Annotated in this window: 12 protein-coding genes and 1 pseudogene; 10 read left to right on the top strand and 3 right to left on the bottom strand. The window is 68.8% G+C overall.

The window, feature by feature from the left end; genetic code table 11:
- Nucleotides 1-240 precede the first annotated feature (240 nt).
- The 5 genes from ACFWDI_RS24515 to ACFWDI_RS24495 all read left to right on the top strand — a co-directional run bounded on the left by ACFWDI_RS24515 (nucleotide 241) and on the right by ACFWDI_RS24495 (nucleotide 8,609).
- The gene (locus tag ACFWDI_RS24515; RefSeq protein WP_385306835.1) at nucleotides 241-2,619 is read left to right on the top strand and encodes an AAA family ATPase; all 2,379 of its coding nucleotides are present in this window, start codon (nucleotides 241-243) and stop codon (nucleotides 2,617-2,619) included.
- Nucleotides 2,616-2,993, top strand: coding sequence for a hypothetical protein (locus tag ACFWDI_RS24510; protein ID WP_385306833.1), 378 nt, complete (start codon nucleotides 2,616-2,618; stop codon nucleotides 2,991-2,993). Before ACFWDI_RS24515 ends, ACFWDI_RS24510 begins: the two co-directional genes overlap by 4 nt.
- Nucleotides 2,994-3,294: 301 nt before the next feature.
- Nucleotides 3,295-5,223: a DUF4357 domain-containing protein gene (locus ACFWDI_RS24505; RefSeq protein WP_385306832.1), complete on the top strand. Its 1,929-nt coding sequence runs from the start codon at nucleotides 3,295-3,297 to the stop codon at nucleotides 5,221-5,223.
- Nucleotides 5,220-6,428 carry an McrC family protein gene (locus ACFWDI_RS24500; protein WP_385306830.1) on the top strand — a complete coding sequence of 403 codons (1,209 nt, stop codon included), beginning with the start codon at nucleotides 5,220-5,222 and terminating at the stop codon, nucleotides 6,426-6,428. The genes ACFWDI_RS24505 and ACFWDI_RS24500 overlap by 4 nt, the downstream gene beginning before the upstream one ends.
- Nucleotides 6,429-6,467: 39 nt before the next feature.
- On the top strand, nucleotides 6,468-8,609 hold the full coding sequence (locus tag ACFWDI_RS24495; RefSeq protein WP_385306828.1) for a UvrD-helicase domain-containing protein: 2,142 nt from the start codon (nucleotides 6,468-6,470) through the stop codon (nucleotides 8,607-8,609).
- A gap of 11 nt (nucleotides 8,610-8,620) precedes the next feature.
- Here ACFWDI_RS24495 and ACFWDI_RS24490 read toward each other — a convergent pair whose 3' ends face one another.
- Nucleotides 8,621-10,279 (bottom strand): N-6 DNA methylase, encoded by a 1,659-nt coding sequence (locus tag ACFWDI_RS24490; RefSeq protein ID WP_385306827.1) that lies wholly within the window; start codon nucleotides 10,277-10,279, stop codon nucleotides 8,621-8,623.
- Between the two features lie 333 nt (nucleotides 10,280-10,612).
- On the bottom strand, nucleotides 10,613-11,362 hold the full coding sequence (locus ACFWDI_RS24485) for a hypothetical protein (RefSeq protein WP_385306826.1): 750 nt from the start codon (nucleotides 11,360-11,362) through the stop codon (nucleotides 10,613-10,615).
- Between the two features lie 122 nt (nucleotides 11,363-11,484).
- Here ACFWDI_RS24485 and ACFWDI_RS24480 point away from each other — a divergent pair.
- Nucleotides 11,485-11,604, top strand: a pseudogene (locus ACFWDI_RS24480) (SAM-dependent methyltransferase); the annotation flags it as partial.
- 112 nt (nucleotides 11,605-11,716) lie between these two features.
- On the opposite strand, the gene ACFWDI_RS24475 reads toward ACFWDI_RS24480, so the two are convergent.
- A complete protein-coding gene (locus ACFWDI_RS24475) occupies nucleotides 11,717-11,866 on the bottom strand; it encodes a hypothetical protein (protein WP_385306824.1) in 150 nt (49 codons plus the stop codon).
- Between the two features lie 476 nt (nucleotides 11,867-12,342).
- Between ACFWDI_RS24475 and ACFWDI_RS24470 the strand changes: the two genes are divergently transcribed.
- The 4 genes from ACFWDI_RS24470 to ACFWDI_RS24455 all read left to right on the top strand — a co-directional run bounded on the left by ACFWDI_RS24470 (nucleotide 12,343) and on the right by ACFWDI_RS24455 (nucleotide 15,885).
- Nucleotides 12,343-13,155: an SAM-dependent methyltransferase gene (locus ACFWDI_RS24470; RefSeq protein WP_385306823.1), complete on the top strand. Its 813-nt coding sequence runs from the start codon at nucleotides 12,343-12,345 to the stop codon at nucleotides 13,153-13,155.
- 70 nt (nucleotides 13,156-13,225) lie between these two features.
- Nucleotides 13,226-14,131, top strand: coding sequence for a LysR substrate-binding domain-containing protein (locus tag ACFWDI_RS24465; RefSeq protein ID WP_385306821.1), 906 nt, complete (start codon nucleotides 13,226-13,228; stop codon nucleotides 14,129-14,131).
- A gap of 102 nt (nucleotides 14,132-14,233) precedes the next feature.
- Nucleotides 14,234-14,821, top strand: a complete 588-nt coding sequence (locus tag ACFWDI_RS24460) for a cysteine dioxygenase (protein WP_385306820.1) — start codon at nucleotides 14,234-14,236, stop codon at nucleotides 14,819-14,821.
- On the top strand, nucleotides 14,821-15,885 hold the full coding sequence (locus tag ACFWDI_RS24455) for a YeiH family protein (protein ID WP_385306818.1): 1,065 nt from the start codon (nucleotides 14,821-14,823) through the stop codon (nucleotides 15,883-15,885). The genes ACFWDI_RS24460 and ACFWDI_RS24455 overlap by 1 nt, the downstream gene beginning before the upstream one ends.
- Nucleotides 15,886-15,954 lie beyond the last annotated feature (69 nt).

The following is a 15,954-nucleotide window of genomic DNA, read 5'->3' as shown; positions in this document are numbered from 1 at the left end:
CCAAGGCGGCTCGCTGTACCTGGGCTGTAGTCCTGGGCGTCGCTGCCTCACGGCCAGGGGGCCAATCGTGTGACCCAGCGGCCCGGACATGTTGACGAGTCATGTACACAAATTCGAATCTCGGATTATCGGAAGTGTGTTGACGACGCTAACAGGCATGCGCCATGCTCGGTCGGGCAACGGTGTGTCGTGACTGGCATGTCGCTCTCAACTGCCGTACCCAGCACAGGAGTCCGAACCATGACCGACGATGCCCAGCCCGCCCCCGCGTCCCTGCGCGACCTGCTGCTCGGCCGGCTGCCGCAGTCCGGGCTGGCAGCAGATGCGCAGGAATTACTCCGCGACCTGTTGCCCGACGCCCAGGCCAGGAGCGATGGCCGGGGCCACCCCCTGTTTCTGCGATCCATCTCGGCTGCCGGCTGGCGTGGCATCGGGCCCGCCACCACGCTCGAACTCCGGCCCGAACCCGGCCTGACGGTGATTGCCGGCCGAAACGGCTCCGGAAAGTCGAGCTTCGCCGAAGCCGCAGAGATGGCGCTGACAGGAGACAACTTCCGGTGGCAGGGGCGCACTCAGATCTGGAAGCAGGGCTGGCGCAATCTGCACGACCACACGGACCCGCAGGTTGCCGTCGAGTTGTCCTACGGCGACGGGAGCCGGCCGGTCACCGTGCGCCGCAGCTGGACCGGCACCGGCGTGGACGACTCCCGCACGGTGGTCGAGGGAGTTGCGGCGGAGCTGCACGAGATCGTCGGCTCGGAGGAACTGTCGCTCTACCGGCCGTTCCTCCCTTACAGCGAACTCGGCGCGATGATCAACGGGCCGCTGACTGGCCTGCATGACGCGCTCGCCCAGATCCTCGGCCTGGAACTGCTCGGTGATATCGACAAGCAGGCACGCATTCTTGCCAAGACCCTCACCGACACCGTCGGGGCCGCCACCGAACTCACCGGCTATGTCGCCCGGGAGCTGTCCGAACTCGATGACCCCCGGGCCGCGGAGGCGGTCGCGATACTCGGCGGACGCCGGCCCGACCTCGACCGGGTGCGCGCGCTTCTCAAGGACCACACCGTTGCCGACGACAGTGCGCTCGCCCGCCTGCGACGGCTTGCCGGTCTGGAGGCCCCCGCCCGGCAGACCGTCAGCGCTGCCGTGACGCGGCTCCGTACGGCGGCCGCCGAGGCCGAGGATGCGCGTTACAGCTCGGCCGAGGACGCGAGGCGACTGATCGGGCTGCTGGAAAAGGCCCTTGACCATCGTCGCCGCCACCCCGACTCCGCCGACTGCCCCGTTTGCGGTGGAGCGAACCGCCTCGACCGAGCCTGGGTGGAGGGAGCCCGGGAGCAGGTCGAACGACTCCAGGCGGAGGCCGCCGCGGCGCAGGCCGCGCGCCGGGAGCTGGACGCGGCCGTCCGGGACGTCCATGACCTGGTGCAGCCCGTTCCACCCTGGCTCCAGGCCGACGAGACGTCGCTTGCCGCGCTCTGGCGTGACTGGGCGGCGTGCCGGGCGGTCGGCGAACCGCGGGAGCTGGCGGACCGGGCCGAGCGGGCCGAGGCAGTCCTTGGTGATGCCTGCCTCCAACTGCGCGAGGACTCCGCGCAGCGGCTCTGCGAGCAGGACGGGCGCTGGCAGACCGCTGCCGGACGCCTCAACGAGTGGTTGCGGAACGCAGAGGCTGCGGAGCAGGCACAGCCCCGCATCAGGCAGATCAAAGCCCTCCGCGCCTGGCTCAGGAAGACCACCGATGAACTGCGCGACGAGCGGCTGAAGCCCATCGCCGACCAGTCCCAGATGGTGTGGAAGCTGCTGTGCGAGCGCAGCAGCGTCGCGCTCGGATCGATCAGCCTCGCGGGCGCCGCGAACCAGCGCAAGGTTGTGCTCGACGTCTCCGTGGACGCGATGGAAGCGCCCGCGTTCGGTGTCATGAGCCAGGGCGAACTGCACTCGCTGGCGCTGTCCCTGTTCATCCCGCGCGCCACGCACCAGGGCAGCCCGTTCAAGTTCCTGGTGATCGACGACCCGGTCCAGTCCATGGACCCCGAGAAGGTCGACGGCCTGGCCAAGGTTCTCGACATCTACGCACAGCACCGGCAGGTCGTCGTCTTCACCCACGACACCCGGCTCGAGGAGTCCATCCGTCGTCTCGGCATCAAGGCAACGGTCAAGAGGGTGTCCCGGCAGACCGACTCGGTCGTCGAAGTCGTCCCGGTCAGTGACCCGGTAAGCCAGGCGCTGGACGAGGCGCGGGCGATCGCCCTGGACCAGAACCTGCCGCAGAAGGTTGCCGACAGGGTGCTGCCCGCGATGTGTCGCGTGGCGTTGGAGGCGGCCTATCTGGATGCGGCCCGGAGCACCCTGCGCAAGGCCGGGCACGGTCAGCGTGCCATTGCGGAGATGATCGCGAAAGCGGGGCCCCTCACCGGACTTGCGGCGCTTGCCCTTTCGGTGGAGCCCGCCACGGTCCTCGACGCCGTCGCCGGCGACCATGGCCCCTGGGCCAAGGACCTGATCAGGCAGTGCAACGCAGCTTCCCATCAGGCCGGCACGCCCGTCGGCGATCGCAAGGAACTGGTACGGCGCACGGAGCGCCTCGCGAAGGCGGTGCAAGCCCGGTGACTCTTCCCACCAGCGGCCTCCTCGCCGCCGCCGACGAGCTGCTCTGCCCTCCTCCGGACATCGTCCACACCCTCACCCCCGGCCTGCGGGCCCGCGCTGCCGCAGTCCTGCTCCGGCTGGCGCTGGACGAGACACTCGACGACTTCTGGCGCAGCGTCAGCCCGAACATGACCCGCACCGGACGCAGCAGGATGCTCAGCCTGCAGTGGTACGTCAGACCGTCCGTCGCCCGGCAGTGGTTCGCCATCTGGTCCGCTCTCAGCGCCGCCTGCCACCACCATTCGTACGAGCTTCCGCCTACCCCCGCCGAGGTACGGGCCTGGCACCAGGACGTCAGCGAGCTGCTGAACGTACTGCCCTCCGCCAGGCTCTGACCCCAGGCCAGGCTGCCGCCGACAATGCGAGGAACCACACCATGGACACCCGCCGCTACCGAATGGTGGTCACCAGCGGACTCGACTGTGTCAAGACAGGCGCCCACGTCGACGATCAGCTGCGCCGCTGCGCCGACCACGGGTTAGCCGTCCGGTGCAATGTTCGGCACTTGGACCAATACCCTCACGTGAGGGGTCGGTCTCCGTGGCCAGTGTCGGCTGCAGGGCCCCGCGGATAGGGTCGCAGAGTGTAGTCATCCCAGGGGTGGGGCATCGCGGGGTGCCGGGCCGAGGAGCGAGTGTGAGCGAGCAGCACGAAGGGCGTCCGGAGCCAGTGGAGTACCCGCAGTTCCTGTTGCGGCTACCGGGCGGCGGGTCGCTGGCCAGGGGCCGCCTGCTGGCGGAGAAGGGGACGAACGGAAGCCAGAAGTTCGTCGTCCTGACGGCGTCTCCGGTCCGGTCCGAAGTGGTGCCCTCGTTCCCGCTCCGTATGCCGTCGTCCCACCGCCTCAGGCAGCAGTTGATCGAAGAAGGCGCGATCCGCGAGTCGATGACCTGGCAGGGCCGACTGGAGACGGTCCGGGACATCGAATGCAATTCGCCGTCGGCCGCGGCCGAGATCCTGCTGGGCCGCAGTGCCAACGGATGGGTGGAGTGGAAGACCGCCGACGGGCATCCGCTAGCCGACTTCCTCAACAACGTGGGGTGGGGACCCAACCGGGCCTGGCTCGTGCGCGGCTCCAACGTCTCCGGCCTCGACCTTGTACAGCGGATGTGGCTTCCCGATCAGCGGGTCTCTCTCGCCGCCTCAAGACTGCGGCAGGGTGTCGAGCAGGGGGTGACCAAGGATCAGTTGCGGTCCTCGGTCGAGGAGGACTACGAGTCGGCGGCCACGTACAACCAGAAACTGGAGCTGGTCGAGGAACTGCATGCCTTCCTGTCTCGGATGAAGCCCGGCGACACGGTGTGCACCATCTCGGGCGGACGGCTCTACATCGGTGAGGTCAGTGGTTCCGCCGAGCAGACCGTCTCGGACGGAGGCCGGTCCAACCTGCGCCGGCCCGTCGAGTGGCAGGCCGACGGATATCCGTACGACGAGCTCCCCGAGGAGCTTCAGCAGAAGCTTTCCGTACAGCATGACGTGGTGGACCTGAGCGTGGTCAAGCCCCTTCTCGACGGCCTCGGCCTGTCCGATGCGGAACTCGCCGCGGAGGCCGAGGCGGCCGCCGAAGGCGACGTGAGCGCCGAGATCGCCGCGATCACCGAGCGCCGCCGCGAGCTCGAACTGCCTGAGCCCGGACCGGAGCTCGCCGCCGAACTCCTTGTCCACGACGTTGCGTGGCTGCGTGAGCTGCGTGACCTGCTGTGGGACGAGCGGCAGCTCGTCTTGTACGGGCCGCCCGGCACCGGCAAGACCTTCCTGGCGCTCGAGCTCGCCACGTTCCTCGGTGGCGGACCCGAGCAGGTCAAACTCGTGCAGTTCCACCCCTCCTACTCCTATGAGGACTTCTTTGAGGGCTTCCGGCCCCGAGAGGACCCCGAGACCCGAGAGGTCGCCTTCCGTCTCACCGCCGGGCCGCTGCGTGAACTCGCTGATCTCGCCACCCGCGAGGGCAACCGGCACATCCCGCACTTCCTGATCATCGACGAGATCAACCGGGCCAACCTGGCGAAGGTCTTCGGCGAGCTGTACTTCCTCCTCGAATACCGCAACAAGTCCGTACGGCTCACCTACTCCGGCGACGACTTCGCGCTCCCGCCCAACGTCTTCGTCATCGGCACCATGAACACCGCCGACCGCTCCATCGCCCTCGTCGACGCGGCGATGCGCCGGCGCTTCGCGTTCGTCGAGCTCTCGCCGCGCATCGAGCCGACGAGCGGGCTGCTGCGCCGCTGGCTCGCTGACAGGGCGCTGGACTCCGAGCCCGCCGAACTGCTCGACGCGCTCAACTCCCGTATTGAGGAGCCCGACTTCCGTATAGGCCCCTCGTATCTCATGAAGAAGGGCGTCTACAGGGAGGGCGGGCTGGAACGCACCTGGCGCACCAAGATCCTGCCGCTGCTGGAGGAACACCACTACGGCGACAGCCTCGACGTCCAGGCCCGCTACGGGCTCGAAACCCTCCGCAAGGTCGTGGCCGCCCGTAAGCAACGCTTCGCCGCTCAGCCCGGCGACCTCGTGTGGGGCGAACCATCTGCCGCCGACACTGACGCCGACGACGCGTCGTGACGACCATCCACCTCGTCGAGCACGCCCCGCCGGTCCCGCGTCCTCTCTCGGACGCGGTCGGGCGGGCCCTCGCCGCCTCCCGCATCGTTGACGCCGCGCCCGACCCGTACCTGCCGGGCCACTGGCGGCTCCGCGCGGGCAGCAAGGTCGGTGCCGTCACCCTCACCGTCCCCGGCGCCGGGACCGTCACGCTGCGCATCACCCCGAAGGTTCCGATCGCCCGGCTGTTCTTCCTCCTCGGCTACGCGCTCTCCCCGCACACCATCCCGGACGATGGCGCGGTCGATGTTGCGGAACACACCGAAGTGCTGCCCGCCTTCGCCCACGCCTTCGAGCGTCAGCTGGCCCGCGCGCTCACGCAAGGGCTGGTCCAGGGCTACCGGACGACCGAGGAGAGCGCCTTCGTCGTACGCGGCCGCATCCGCGAGGCGGACCAGATACGGCGTCACTTCGGTGCCGCTGTGCCCGTCGAGATCGTGTACGACGAGTACTCCACCGACATCGCGGAGAACCGCATCCTGCGTGCCGCGACCGAGCGCCTCCTGCGCCTGCCGGGCGTTCCCGGAAACGTACGCCGCCGTCTCGCGCATCACAGGTCGCGCTTGGCGGACGTGACCCCACTCGTACGCGGGCAGGCCCTGCCGGTATGGCGGCCCACCCGCCTCAACGCCCGCTACCACGGCGCGCTCCGGCTCGCCGAGACCATACTGCGCGGGGCTTCGGCCGAGCACGACGAGGGACAGCTGCGCATCGACGGCTTTCTCTTCGACATGAACAAGCTCTTCGAGGACTTCGTCTGCACCGCGCTGCGCGAGGCGCTCGCTCAACACGGCGGCCGCGCCGAACTCCAGGCCCGCGGAATCCATCTGGACCGCGACGACGCCGTCCGGATACGCCCCGACTTCGTCTGGTACGCCGACGACGGCCGACCGCGCGCCGTCGTCGACGCCAAGTACAAGGCGGAGAAACAGGAAGGCTTCCCCGACGCCGACCTCTACCAGATGCTCGCCTACTGCACGGCGCTCGGACTGCCGGACGGCCATCTTGTCTACGCCAAGGGCAACGCCTCCTACGCGGCCCACCGGATCCGCAACGCGGGCATCACCATCCAGCAGCACGCACTGGACCTCGACCAGCCGCCAGGCTCACTCCTGGACGAGATCCGGGACCTCGCCGAGAGGCTCGCCGCCACTACGCTCGTATGATCAACGCGCTTGCCTGATCGGTGTAAAGGAGCCCACCTCGTGCCTCAGCTCGCCTTCGCGAACACCTTCTGGGAGAGCTTCGATGCCCTGGAGAAGCCGGTCAAGGCAGGCGTACGCAAGGCCATGGCCAAGTTCCACCAGCTCACCGTCGCCGAGATGCATGCGGACAAAGGCCTGCACCTGGAATCGGTCGACAAAGCACGCGACCCGCGGATGCGCACCATCCGCATCAACGACTTCTGGCGGGGGGTCGTACTCGCTCCCGACGACGGCAGCGACACCTTCCTGCTCCTGAAAGTCGTGCCCCACGACGACGCCTACACGTGGGCCGCCAGGCGGCTCTACACCGTCAATACGGCGACCCGCGGTCTCGAGGTACGCAATGTCGTGGCGCTCGAGCAGCTCACGCCCGCGCTGGAGAAGGCCGCAAACGCGGCGCCCGCTCTGCTGTTCGCCTCGTACTCGGACACGGTATTGCGGGAACTCGGCATCGATGACCAGGTGTTGAAGGCTGTCCGCACCATTGTCGACCGCTGCCAGCTGGACGCGTTCGGGACCCTGTTGCCAGAGGACCAGTTCGAGGTGCTGACCTTCCTCGCCGAGGGGTTCAAGCCCGACGAGGTCTACCGGGATGTCGTTGCGGTTCGCCGCCCCGTCCACGCGACCCCCGAACCGACCGAGGACCTGGCGGCCGCCATTGCCAACACGAGCAGCCGCATCACCCTGATCACCGAGCCCGATGAACTCGCCGAGATCTTGGAGAAGCCCTTTGCGGCATGGCGGGTGTTCCTGCACCCGTCGCAGCGACGCCTTGCATACCGGGTCTCGTACAAGGGTCCCGCGCAGGTCTCCGGCGGGCCGGGCACTGGCAAGACGGTCGTGGCTCTCCACCGGGTCAAGCACCTGCTGTCCCGCTCGCCCGGCACTCGTGTACTGCTCACCACCTACACCAACGCGCTCGCGGCTGCTCTGCGGGAGAACCTCGCACTGCTCCTCGACGACGAAGCTCAGCTGGCCCGGGTGGATGTGACCACCGTCAACGCCTACGCCCACCGCATCATGCGCGAGCTGGGCGGGCGGAGGCCTTCGCCCATCGGGGACCAGGAGGAACGCCACATCTGGCAGAAGGTGGGCAAGCAGCTCGCTCTGCCGTGGACCGAGCAGTTCCTTTCGCAGGAGTACCGGCATGTGATCCTCGCCCAGGACCTCCGGTCCGGCGAGGACTATCTGGCCGCCACACGAAGGGGTCGAGGCACCGCACTCGGGCCGTTGAAGCGGGCTCAGCTTTGGCGGGCAGTCGAATCGTTCAAAGCCGCGCTGGTTGCCAAGGGGGCCAGCACACACCTCCAAGTGTGCGACGAAGCGGCCCGATTGCTGGACGGAGCGGACCGTGCCACACACGGATATGCCCACGTCGTCGTGGACGAGGCGCAGGATCTTCACCCAGCTCAGTGGCGCGTGCTGAGAGCAGCCGTCGAGTCAGGACCGGACGACCTGTTCATCACCGGAGATCCGCACCAGCGGATCTACGACTCCCATGTGTCCCTGGGGTCACTAGGCATCTCGGTGACCGGCCGTTCGAGTCGGCTGCGGATCAACTACCGCAGTACAGAAGAGATCCTCGTGTGGTCCACCGGCATCCTCGACGATGCGCCCGTCGAGGACCTGAGCGGTGACGGCGGCGACAGCCTGAGAGGCTACCGCTCGTTGCTGCATGGCAGAAGGCCGCATGTAAGCGGTCACGCCTCCGAGCAGGCGGAAATTACCGTGCTGGTGGAGCGCATCGAGGGGTGGATCGCGCAGGGGATCCGGCCTGCCGAGATCGCCGTGTGCACCAGGTTCAATGTGCTGCTGGACAAGGTGCGCGACCGGCTGGAGGCGGCGGGTGTTCTCGTGGTGAAGGTGAAGGACAATCCGGGAGCGGGCGTCGACGGAGTACGGCTGGCGACGATGCACGCCATGAAAGGGCTCGAATTCCGCTGCGTCGCGGTAATCGGTGTCACAGCCGGTGCGGTCCCGTTCGCCCGGGAGATCACGTCGGCTGAAGTCGACCGGATCCAGCACGAGTCGGACCTGCTGAGGGAACGTTGCGTACTGTTCGTGGCCTGCACCAGAGCCCGTGAGGCGCTCCATGTGTCGTGGAGCGGCGCGGCGAGCCCCTTCCTGCCCGTCCGGGAGTAGTGGGCGGGACGTCAGCCGTCGGACGGCGGTGGGACGAGCGCTCCGCTGGTGAGACCGTCACGCGCCAGGGACGCCGCTCGCTCGGTCAGCTCTCTGAGCCTGCTCACGTGCTGCTCGAACTCCGCGAGCGCACGGAAGGCGGCTCCATAGCGGCGCTGCTCATCGACGGCCATCTGGGGGATGCGAGCGCCCCGGGTGTCCGTTCGAAAGGTTCCGCTGGTGCTGGTTGAGCGGCGATTGTTGAAAACGCTGCGCAGGAAGCCGTTCAAGTAATCCGTGTCGAGCTGCTCGCTGGTCGACACGGCCGCGTCTGCCGACGTCTCCACCAGCCCGGCTCGGGCAAGATCCGCGAGGCTGACCGTGGCCCCTTCCTGGATGGCGCCGACGGAGCCCTCTGCGAGTGCGGGCAGCAGGTTCAGCAGGGTCGCCAGTTGTTGGTCGATCTCGGCACGTGTGGCTTCGTACTCCGCCGTGAAGTCGGTGCGCGTGGCCGTGATGTGCGTCGCAGGGGTCAGATCGACAGTGTCATCGAGCAGATCGATGCGTGGAACTTCAGCGGTCTGCTCGGCCGCAGGCTCGAAGGTGTCCGCCGGATCGTTGCCGGTGAGGTCCGTCATGCGTACGAACTCGGCGGTGTCGTCAGGTCCCGTAGGCCGTCTGAGCAGCCACAGATGGACTGAAAGGGCATGCGAAGCGGCCATCCCCGGGGGAAGCGCGACGACATGAGTGAGCAGCCCGCGGCGTACGATCTCGGCGCGGATCCTGCGCCCGGCCTTGCGGTAGGCGACGGACGCGGGCATCACCAGGACGACGCGACCCGCCGGGGCTGTGTGGAAGTAGCAGTGCTGGAGCCACGCCAGTTCGCTCTCGGCGCGGGAGGGAACGCCGAACTCCCAGCGTGGGTCCAGAAGCAGGTCCTCGCGTCCCCAGTCGGGAACTCCCACGGGCGGCTCGCATACGACGAGTTCCGCCTTGAGTTCGCGGTGCTGGTCCGCGCGAAGGGAGTCCCCGGTGGCAATGGTGACTTCGGGGAGTCCTGTCAGATTCGCTCGCAGCTGCGCGTAGCGTGCCCTGACCGGGTCGATGTCCTGGCCGGCGAGGGCACGTGCCTGGGTGCTGAAGGCCAACAGCAACGAGCCGATACCGCATGCCGGATCCAGGACTGTGCCGCTCTGTACGTCCGCGAAGTGCTGGATGGCCCGGATGAGCTGGGGCGATGTGATTCCGTCCGATCCGGCGCGACCGGAGGATTCGACATAGCGGACGGTCAGGTTGGTGAGCAACTCAGCGGGAGAGATCTCGGCGGTGAGCTCGTTCACCAGGGCCACGAGAGCCGAGTCCCCGTCGACTCCCTTGCCGACGCCAGACCCTGTGAGGAGCTCCGCGAGGGTCGCCAGGCCACGAATCATGTCCTCACCGTGGGTGCCGCGCAGTTGCTCCCACAGCCTCACCTCGTCCGACATCTCCCGGCCCTTGCGCTGTTTGTCGAGCCAGGACCGGACCTCGGGGAGGTGGAACAGCGGGCTGCTGGTGCTCCCGGTCGCGGGGTCGGGAAAGTCGTCGTGACGCCGGCGCCAATTGGAGACGGCGGCGCGGGTGACCCCTGCGAGCCGAGCGATCTCAGCAGCTGTGACGAGGGGCTCTGCGGTGGGGCGCACGGCGTCCTTCATAGCGCTCACGGTACACGGCACACTCGAACAATCGGCAGGCTGGTCCGTTGGCGATGTAAACGAACGCAGGGTCACGGCGTGCGTACGCGGCGGACGGTGTCAGGGCGCTCCCGGAAGGGCGTACGCCGTGGATCGGGCCGGTCCTGGGCTGGGCGGCGACCGTGAGGCCCGCGATGGCGAGGAGTTTCGGCCCGGGCGGCAGCGCGCGGACTGGGACGGGTGAGCCGCGGTTGTCACCGCCTCGGTCGGTGCAAGTCCTCAAGGTCGACGGGGCTGCCATGAGCTGCGTTCCGGCGTCGTTGGGGTGCGGATGGTCCTCGCTGTCGTAGGCGGTTAGGAGCCGGGCCGGAGCCGCCGGGTCTGCCACCGCCGCATCGAAGTCCACCGCCTGCCCGCGGCGTGGGACCCGGCGGTGATCTGCCGGTAGGCCGCGATCAGGTCGGCGGCAGTGGGGGCAGAGGTCGCCTTGATGTCGTTGACGCCTTCGAGGAGCACGACGGTGCGCAGGCCGCGCTGCGCCAGGATGTCTCGGCCGGGCCGTGCCAGCGCGCTCTGGCCGACGCCGTCGCTGAGGACCTGGTTGCCCGAAATGCCTTCGCAGGCGACGCCCTTGATACGGGAGCGGGGGCGTCCTGGAGAGCGCGGGCCAGGTAGTCGGGCGAGCGGCGGTTGGTGTCGGCCGTCGACTTGGAGCCGTCGGTGATCGAGTCGCCGAGCGTGGCCACGGCGCCGGTGCCGCGTCGGGCGCGGACCACGGCCGCGTCGAGATAGAACCAGGAGCTGGTGCGTTCGGTGTACGCGGTGGCGGCATCGTCCGCGGAGTGGTCGCCGGCGGGTGCGACGAACGAGGTCTGCTGGGCCAGCTTGTGGCCGGTGGCGGGACCGGCCGGTCTGCTGGACGTACAGGCTCACGGCCAGATCGGACTGCGCGCGCACCGCGCCGGGCAGCGGATAGCTGTAAGCGGAGCCGCCAGGCGGGACGGTGACCGTGGGCGAACCGCGGAAGGGCAGCGGCCGGTTGCTGCCGGGCACCAGGGCCACGCCCGAGGTCGGCAGTCCGGCGAAGGCGCGGCCGAAGGTCACCGGCTGATCGCCGAAGGCGTTGGAGAGGCGGATCCGCAGCCCGCTGCCGCCGACGCTGGTGCGGACGACGAGCCGGTAGGTGCGCTCCTGCGCCGCGGTGCGACCAGGTCGGTGCTTGCGCGCGGCGCGTCACGCGATGGATGGCGGGCGAGGCGGGCATGCGCCAGTACCTCGATATCGGCATCCCGACCGAGCTCAATCTGCATCCGACAACCCAGGACCCGGTGCCCGACTCCCGCGTCTGACACGCGGCAAGGCAAGCCCCGGGATCCCCCGCCCGGCTGGAGGGCCGGGCGGGACGACGGACCTACATGAGGTGCACCTCGACGGTGAAGCCCGGAGCCATGACGCCGTTCAGGCATTCCGCATGAGCGCGCCGCTGGGATTTGACATGTCCTTCACGACGATGTCGAATTTTCCATTCCCGGTCTCGAGGATCTTGACGAGCTGACCATCGTCCTGGATGTACATCTCACCGTTCTCCCAAACGTCCTTTACATCCACGCCGCTGGAAGTAGAGCCGCGCCGCCCGCGCTGCCGCCAGCTTCTCGGCTTGCGACGTTCCCGCTGCGGCCTCGCGTCGCATCAACTCCTGCAGCGTCAACCGAGTGCCTGGCTGCGCTACGCCCCCGTGCGTATCCATGCCGAGAATGATCACACACGCCATTGTTGTGTGCACGATTGCCCGAGCCGAGGGGCACGAACTGCACGGCGCCAGTGCGACGAACGACAGCGCCGCAGCCTCCTCCTGTTCCTACTCCTGTCGGCGCACATCTTGCAGGGCAGCTTGACCAGTGCGTGTGCCTCCCCCTCGGCCGGCCGCCGTGCGGATGGAGGACGCGTCCCAACTCCGCTGTCTTTACTCCTACCTGCTCCCAACTCCTCGTTCCCGGATGAGCAGTTGCTTGCTCGTGCTCCCTCCTCCTGCGAGGATCACAAGATCGTCGAACCAGAATTCCTGAGCACCCAGGGAGCATCCAATGACCGGGACCGAGCCGGCTGCCGCACGGATCGACACCAGCAAGCCGCATCCGGCCCGGGTGTACGACTGGTTCCTGGGCGGCAAGGACAACTACCCGGTCGACGAGGAACTCGGCCGCCACATCATGAGCATCGACAACCGCGCCAAGCATGTAGCCCGGACCAACCGGTGGTTCATGCACCGTGCCACCCGGTGGCTGGTCGGCGAGGCGGGCGTGCGCCAGTACCTGGACATCGGCACCGGCATCCCCACCGAGCCCAATCTGCACCAGATAGCCCAGACCGCCGCCCCCGAGTCACGCGTCGTCTACACCGACAACGACCCGATCGTGCTCACCCATGCGGCGGCGCTGCTGCGCAGCACCCCGGAAGGCGTCACCGACTACATCCAGGCGGATGTGCGCGACCCCGGCCGTATCCTCGAACAGGCCAGGAAGATCCTGGACTTCGAGCAGCCGATCGCCCTCTCGCTCGTGGCGCTGCTGCACTTCGTCGGCGACGACGACAGCCCGTACGAGCTGGTGCGCCGACTGGTGGACGCGCTGCCCTCCGGCAGCTACCTCGTACTGTCACAGCTCACCGCCGACTTCGACCCGCTGGCCGTCCAGCGGGGCGTCGACATGTACGCGGCAGGCGGCGTCACGCTGGTGCCGCGCTCGTACGCCGAGATCGGCCGCTTCTTCGAGGACCTCGAGCTGACGGAGCCCGGCATCGTGCAGTTGACGCAGTGGCACCCGGAGCTCGGCGTGGACGAAGTCACCGAAGGGAACGAGGCGGCCTCGCTGTACGCGGGAGTGGCACGCAAGCCGTAGTCGTAGCCCGGTCGGGCGGGAGCGGGAGGCCCCGGTCCCGCGGTACCCAAATTCTGCTTATGATGCGCGGGTGTTCGATTCCCGGCACATCAAGACGTTCCATGAAGTGGTCCGCACCGGTTCGTACTCCGCGGCCGCTCGCGCGCTCGGCTATACGCAGCCGGCGATCACGCAGCAGATGAAGGCCCTCGAGCGGGACGTCGGCACACCGCTGTTCATCCGGGTCGGCCGCGGCATGCGCCTCACCGAGGCCGGAGAGGCGCTGTCGCGACACGCCGCGGTCATCCTCGACAGCATGTCCGCGGCCCAGCAGCAGATGGGCGCCCTCACCCGGCTGCGCGCCGGACGCGTCCGTGTCTGCGCCTTCCCCAGCGCCAACGCCACCATCATCCCCGAGGCGATGGCTCGGCTGGCCGCCGGCCATCCCGGGGTCCGCGTCGAACTGCTGGAGAACGAGCCGCCGGAGTCGCTGCAGCGGCTGGTGCGCGGCGAGTGCGACATCACGCTTGCGTTCACCTATCCCGGGCTGCACGAACACGTACCCGACGAGCTGGTGGAGATCGCGCTCCTCGAGGACCAGTTGACGGTGCTGCTGCCGACCGGGCATCCGCTGGCGCGGCGGCGGGCGGTACAACTGGGGGATCTGGCGGAGGAGCGGTGGATAGCGGGGTGTCTGCGCTGCCGGGCCAACCTCCTCCACGAGTGCGCGGAACAGGGCTTCGCGCCGGACATCGCGTTCACCACGGACGACAATCTTGTGGTGCAGAGCCTGGTCGCCGAAGGTCTCGGCGTCGCCATGATCCCGGCGCTCGTACTGAACTTCCTCTGCCACCGGAAGGTCACCGGGCGGGCGCTGCAGCCCGCCAGGCGGCGGCAGATCTCGGCGTACGTCCTGCGGGAGCATCTGCGGATTCCGGCGACGGCTCTGGTTCTCGAGGAGCTCAAGACGGTCGCCGCGAACAAGATCGGCTGCTGAAGTCATGAGCTGAGTCATGAGCTGAACTCATAAGCGGGGCTTGGGAAGTCGCGAAGAAACCCTCGTTGGACGTGATGGATCAGGCGGCACGACGCTGCCCGTATGACCACTTCGACCGCATCCAGTGCATCCGCAGCTTTCCGGGCGGCGCGTACGACCGACCGTCTCGACGCGCTGATCGCCGAGGTGCGCGAGGCCGTCGGGCGCGGACTGCCACCGGACCTGACGGCGTATCTGGTCGGTGAACGCCTGGCGCCGCATCTCGGAGCGGACGATCTGCTCACACCGGAGCAGTGTGAGAGCGACCCCGCGTGCTACCGCCAGCATCTGCTGCACGCCGAGCACGACGGGAGCTTCTCGGTCGTCGCGCTGGTCTGGCTGCCGGGACAGGGCACGTCCGTGCACGACCATGTGTCGTGGTGTACGACGGGTGTGCACGAGGGCGAGGAGCGCGAGCGGCGCTACCGCCTCCTCCCCTCCCCGACGACCGGCACGGCCGCGCGCCTGGTCGCCACCGGCGATGTGATCAACGCGCGGGGAGCGGTGTGCGGCTTCGCTCCGCCCGGCGACATCCACCGGGTCTGGAACGCGGGCGCGGACCGGGCGATATCGCTCCACGTCTACGGAGCGGACATCTCCCGTCTCGGCACGAGCGTCCGCCGGGTCTACGAACTGCCGGCCGACCGCTGATGGCGCTGCTCCGGGAACGGGCGGCCACAGCCTCACCGTCCGGCTCCGTCCCGGCGCCGACTCACTGGCCCGGGCTCGCGCTCGCGGTGCTCGGCGTCGCCGTGGCCTGGTCCGTGCATCAACTGGTGCCGGACATACCGATGCTGACGGCTGCCGTGGTGCTGGGCATCGTGGCCGCGCATCTGCCGGTGGCGCGCTCGATCGTCCGGGGAGCGGCCCGCCCGGGACTCTCGTACGCCGCGAAACGCCTGATGCGCATCGGCATTGTGCTGCTCGGACTGAAGCTGAGCCTGGACGATGTGCTCGGACTCGGCTGGGCGACGGTCACGATGGTCCTCGGAGTCGTCACGCTGACCTTCTTCGGCACCTGGTGGCTGGGCCGCCGGATGGGGCTGCCCGGCGACCAGCCGCTGCTGATCGCAGCCGGGTACTCGATCTGCGGTGCGTCCGCGATCGGCGCGGTGAGCGAGGCGACGGACAGCGACGAGCGCGACGCGGCGACATCGGTGGCGCTGGTCACCCTGTGCGGGACCCTCGCCATCGCCGTACTGCCGCTGCTGCAGCAGCCGTTGGGGCTGAGCGACGCGGAATTCGGCCGGTGGGTCGGCGCGAGCGTGCATGACGTGGGCCAGGTCGTCGCCACCGCGCAGACCGCCGGTCCCGGCGCGCTCGGTGAGGCGGTCCTGGTCAAGCTGATGCGGGTGGCGCTGCTCGCGCCGCTCGTCGCTGCGGTGGCCGTGTCCGTACGCCGTCGGCGGCGGGCCGGCGCGGCATCGGGCTCCGGTACGGCAGGCAGGAAGCGGCTTCCGCTCGTCCCGCTCTTCGTGGTCGGCTTCCTGGTGATGGTGGCCCTGCGCAGCACGGGCCTGCTCCCGACGGCCGCGATCGACGCGGCGCAGCGGGTGCAGGAACTGCTGCTGGCCGCCGCGCTGTTCGGCCTGGGCAGCGCGGTCGACCTGCCGTCGCTGACGCGCACGGGCGGGCGGGTCGCGGCGCTCGGACTGTGCGCGTGGGCGGTGGTGGCGGGGGTTTCGTACGCGGGAGTGCTGCTGGTGATGAGCTGAGCCTCGCGCGGACGCGCTTCGTGAAGCCGCCGCGCGTCGCCTCTCGTGCGTCGTGCGTCGTGCGTCGTG

The organism is Streptomyces sp. NPDC060064 (genome assembly GCF_042736455.1).
Lineage (GTDB): Bacteria > Actinomycetota > Actinomycetes > Streptomycetales > Streptomycetaceae > Streptomyces.
Note: the sequence above shows the minus strand (reverse complement) of the source record. Positions and strands in the feature narration are given on the sequence as shown.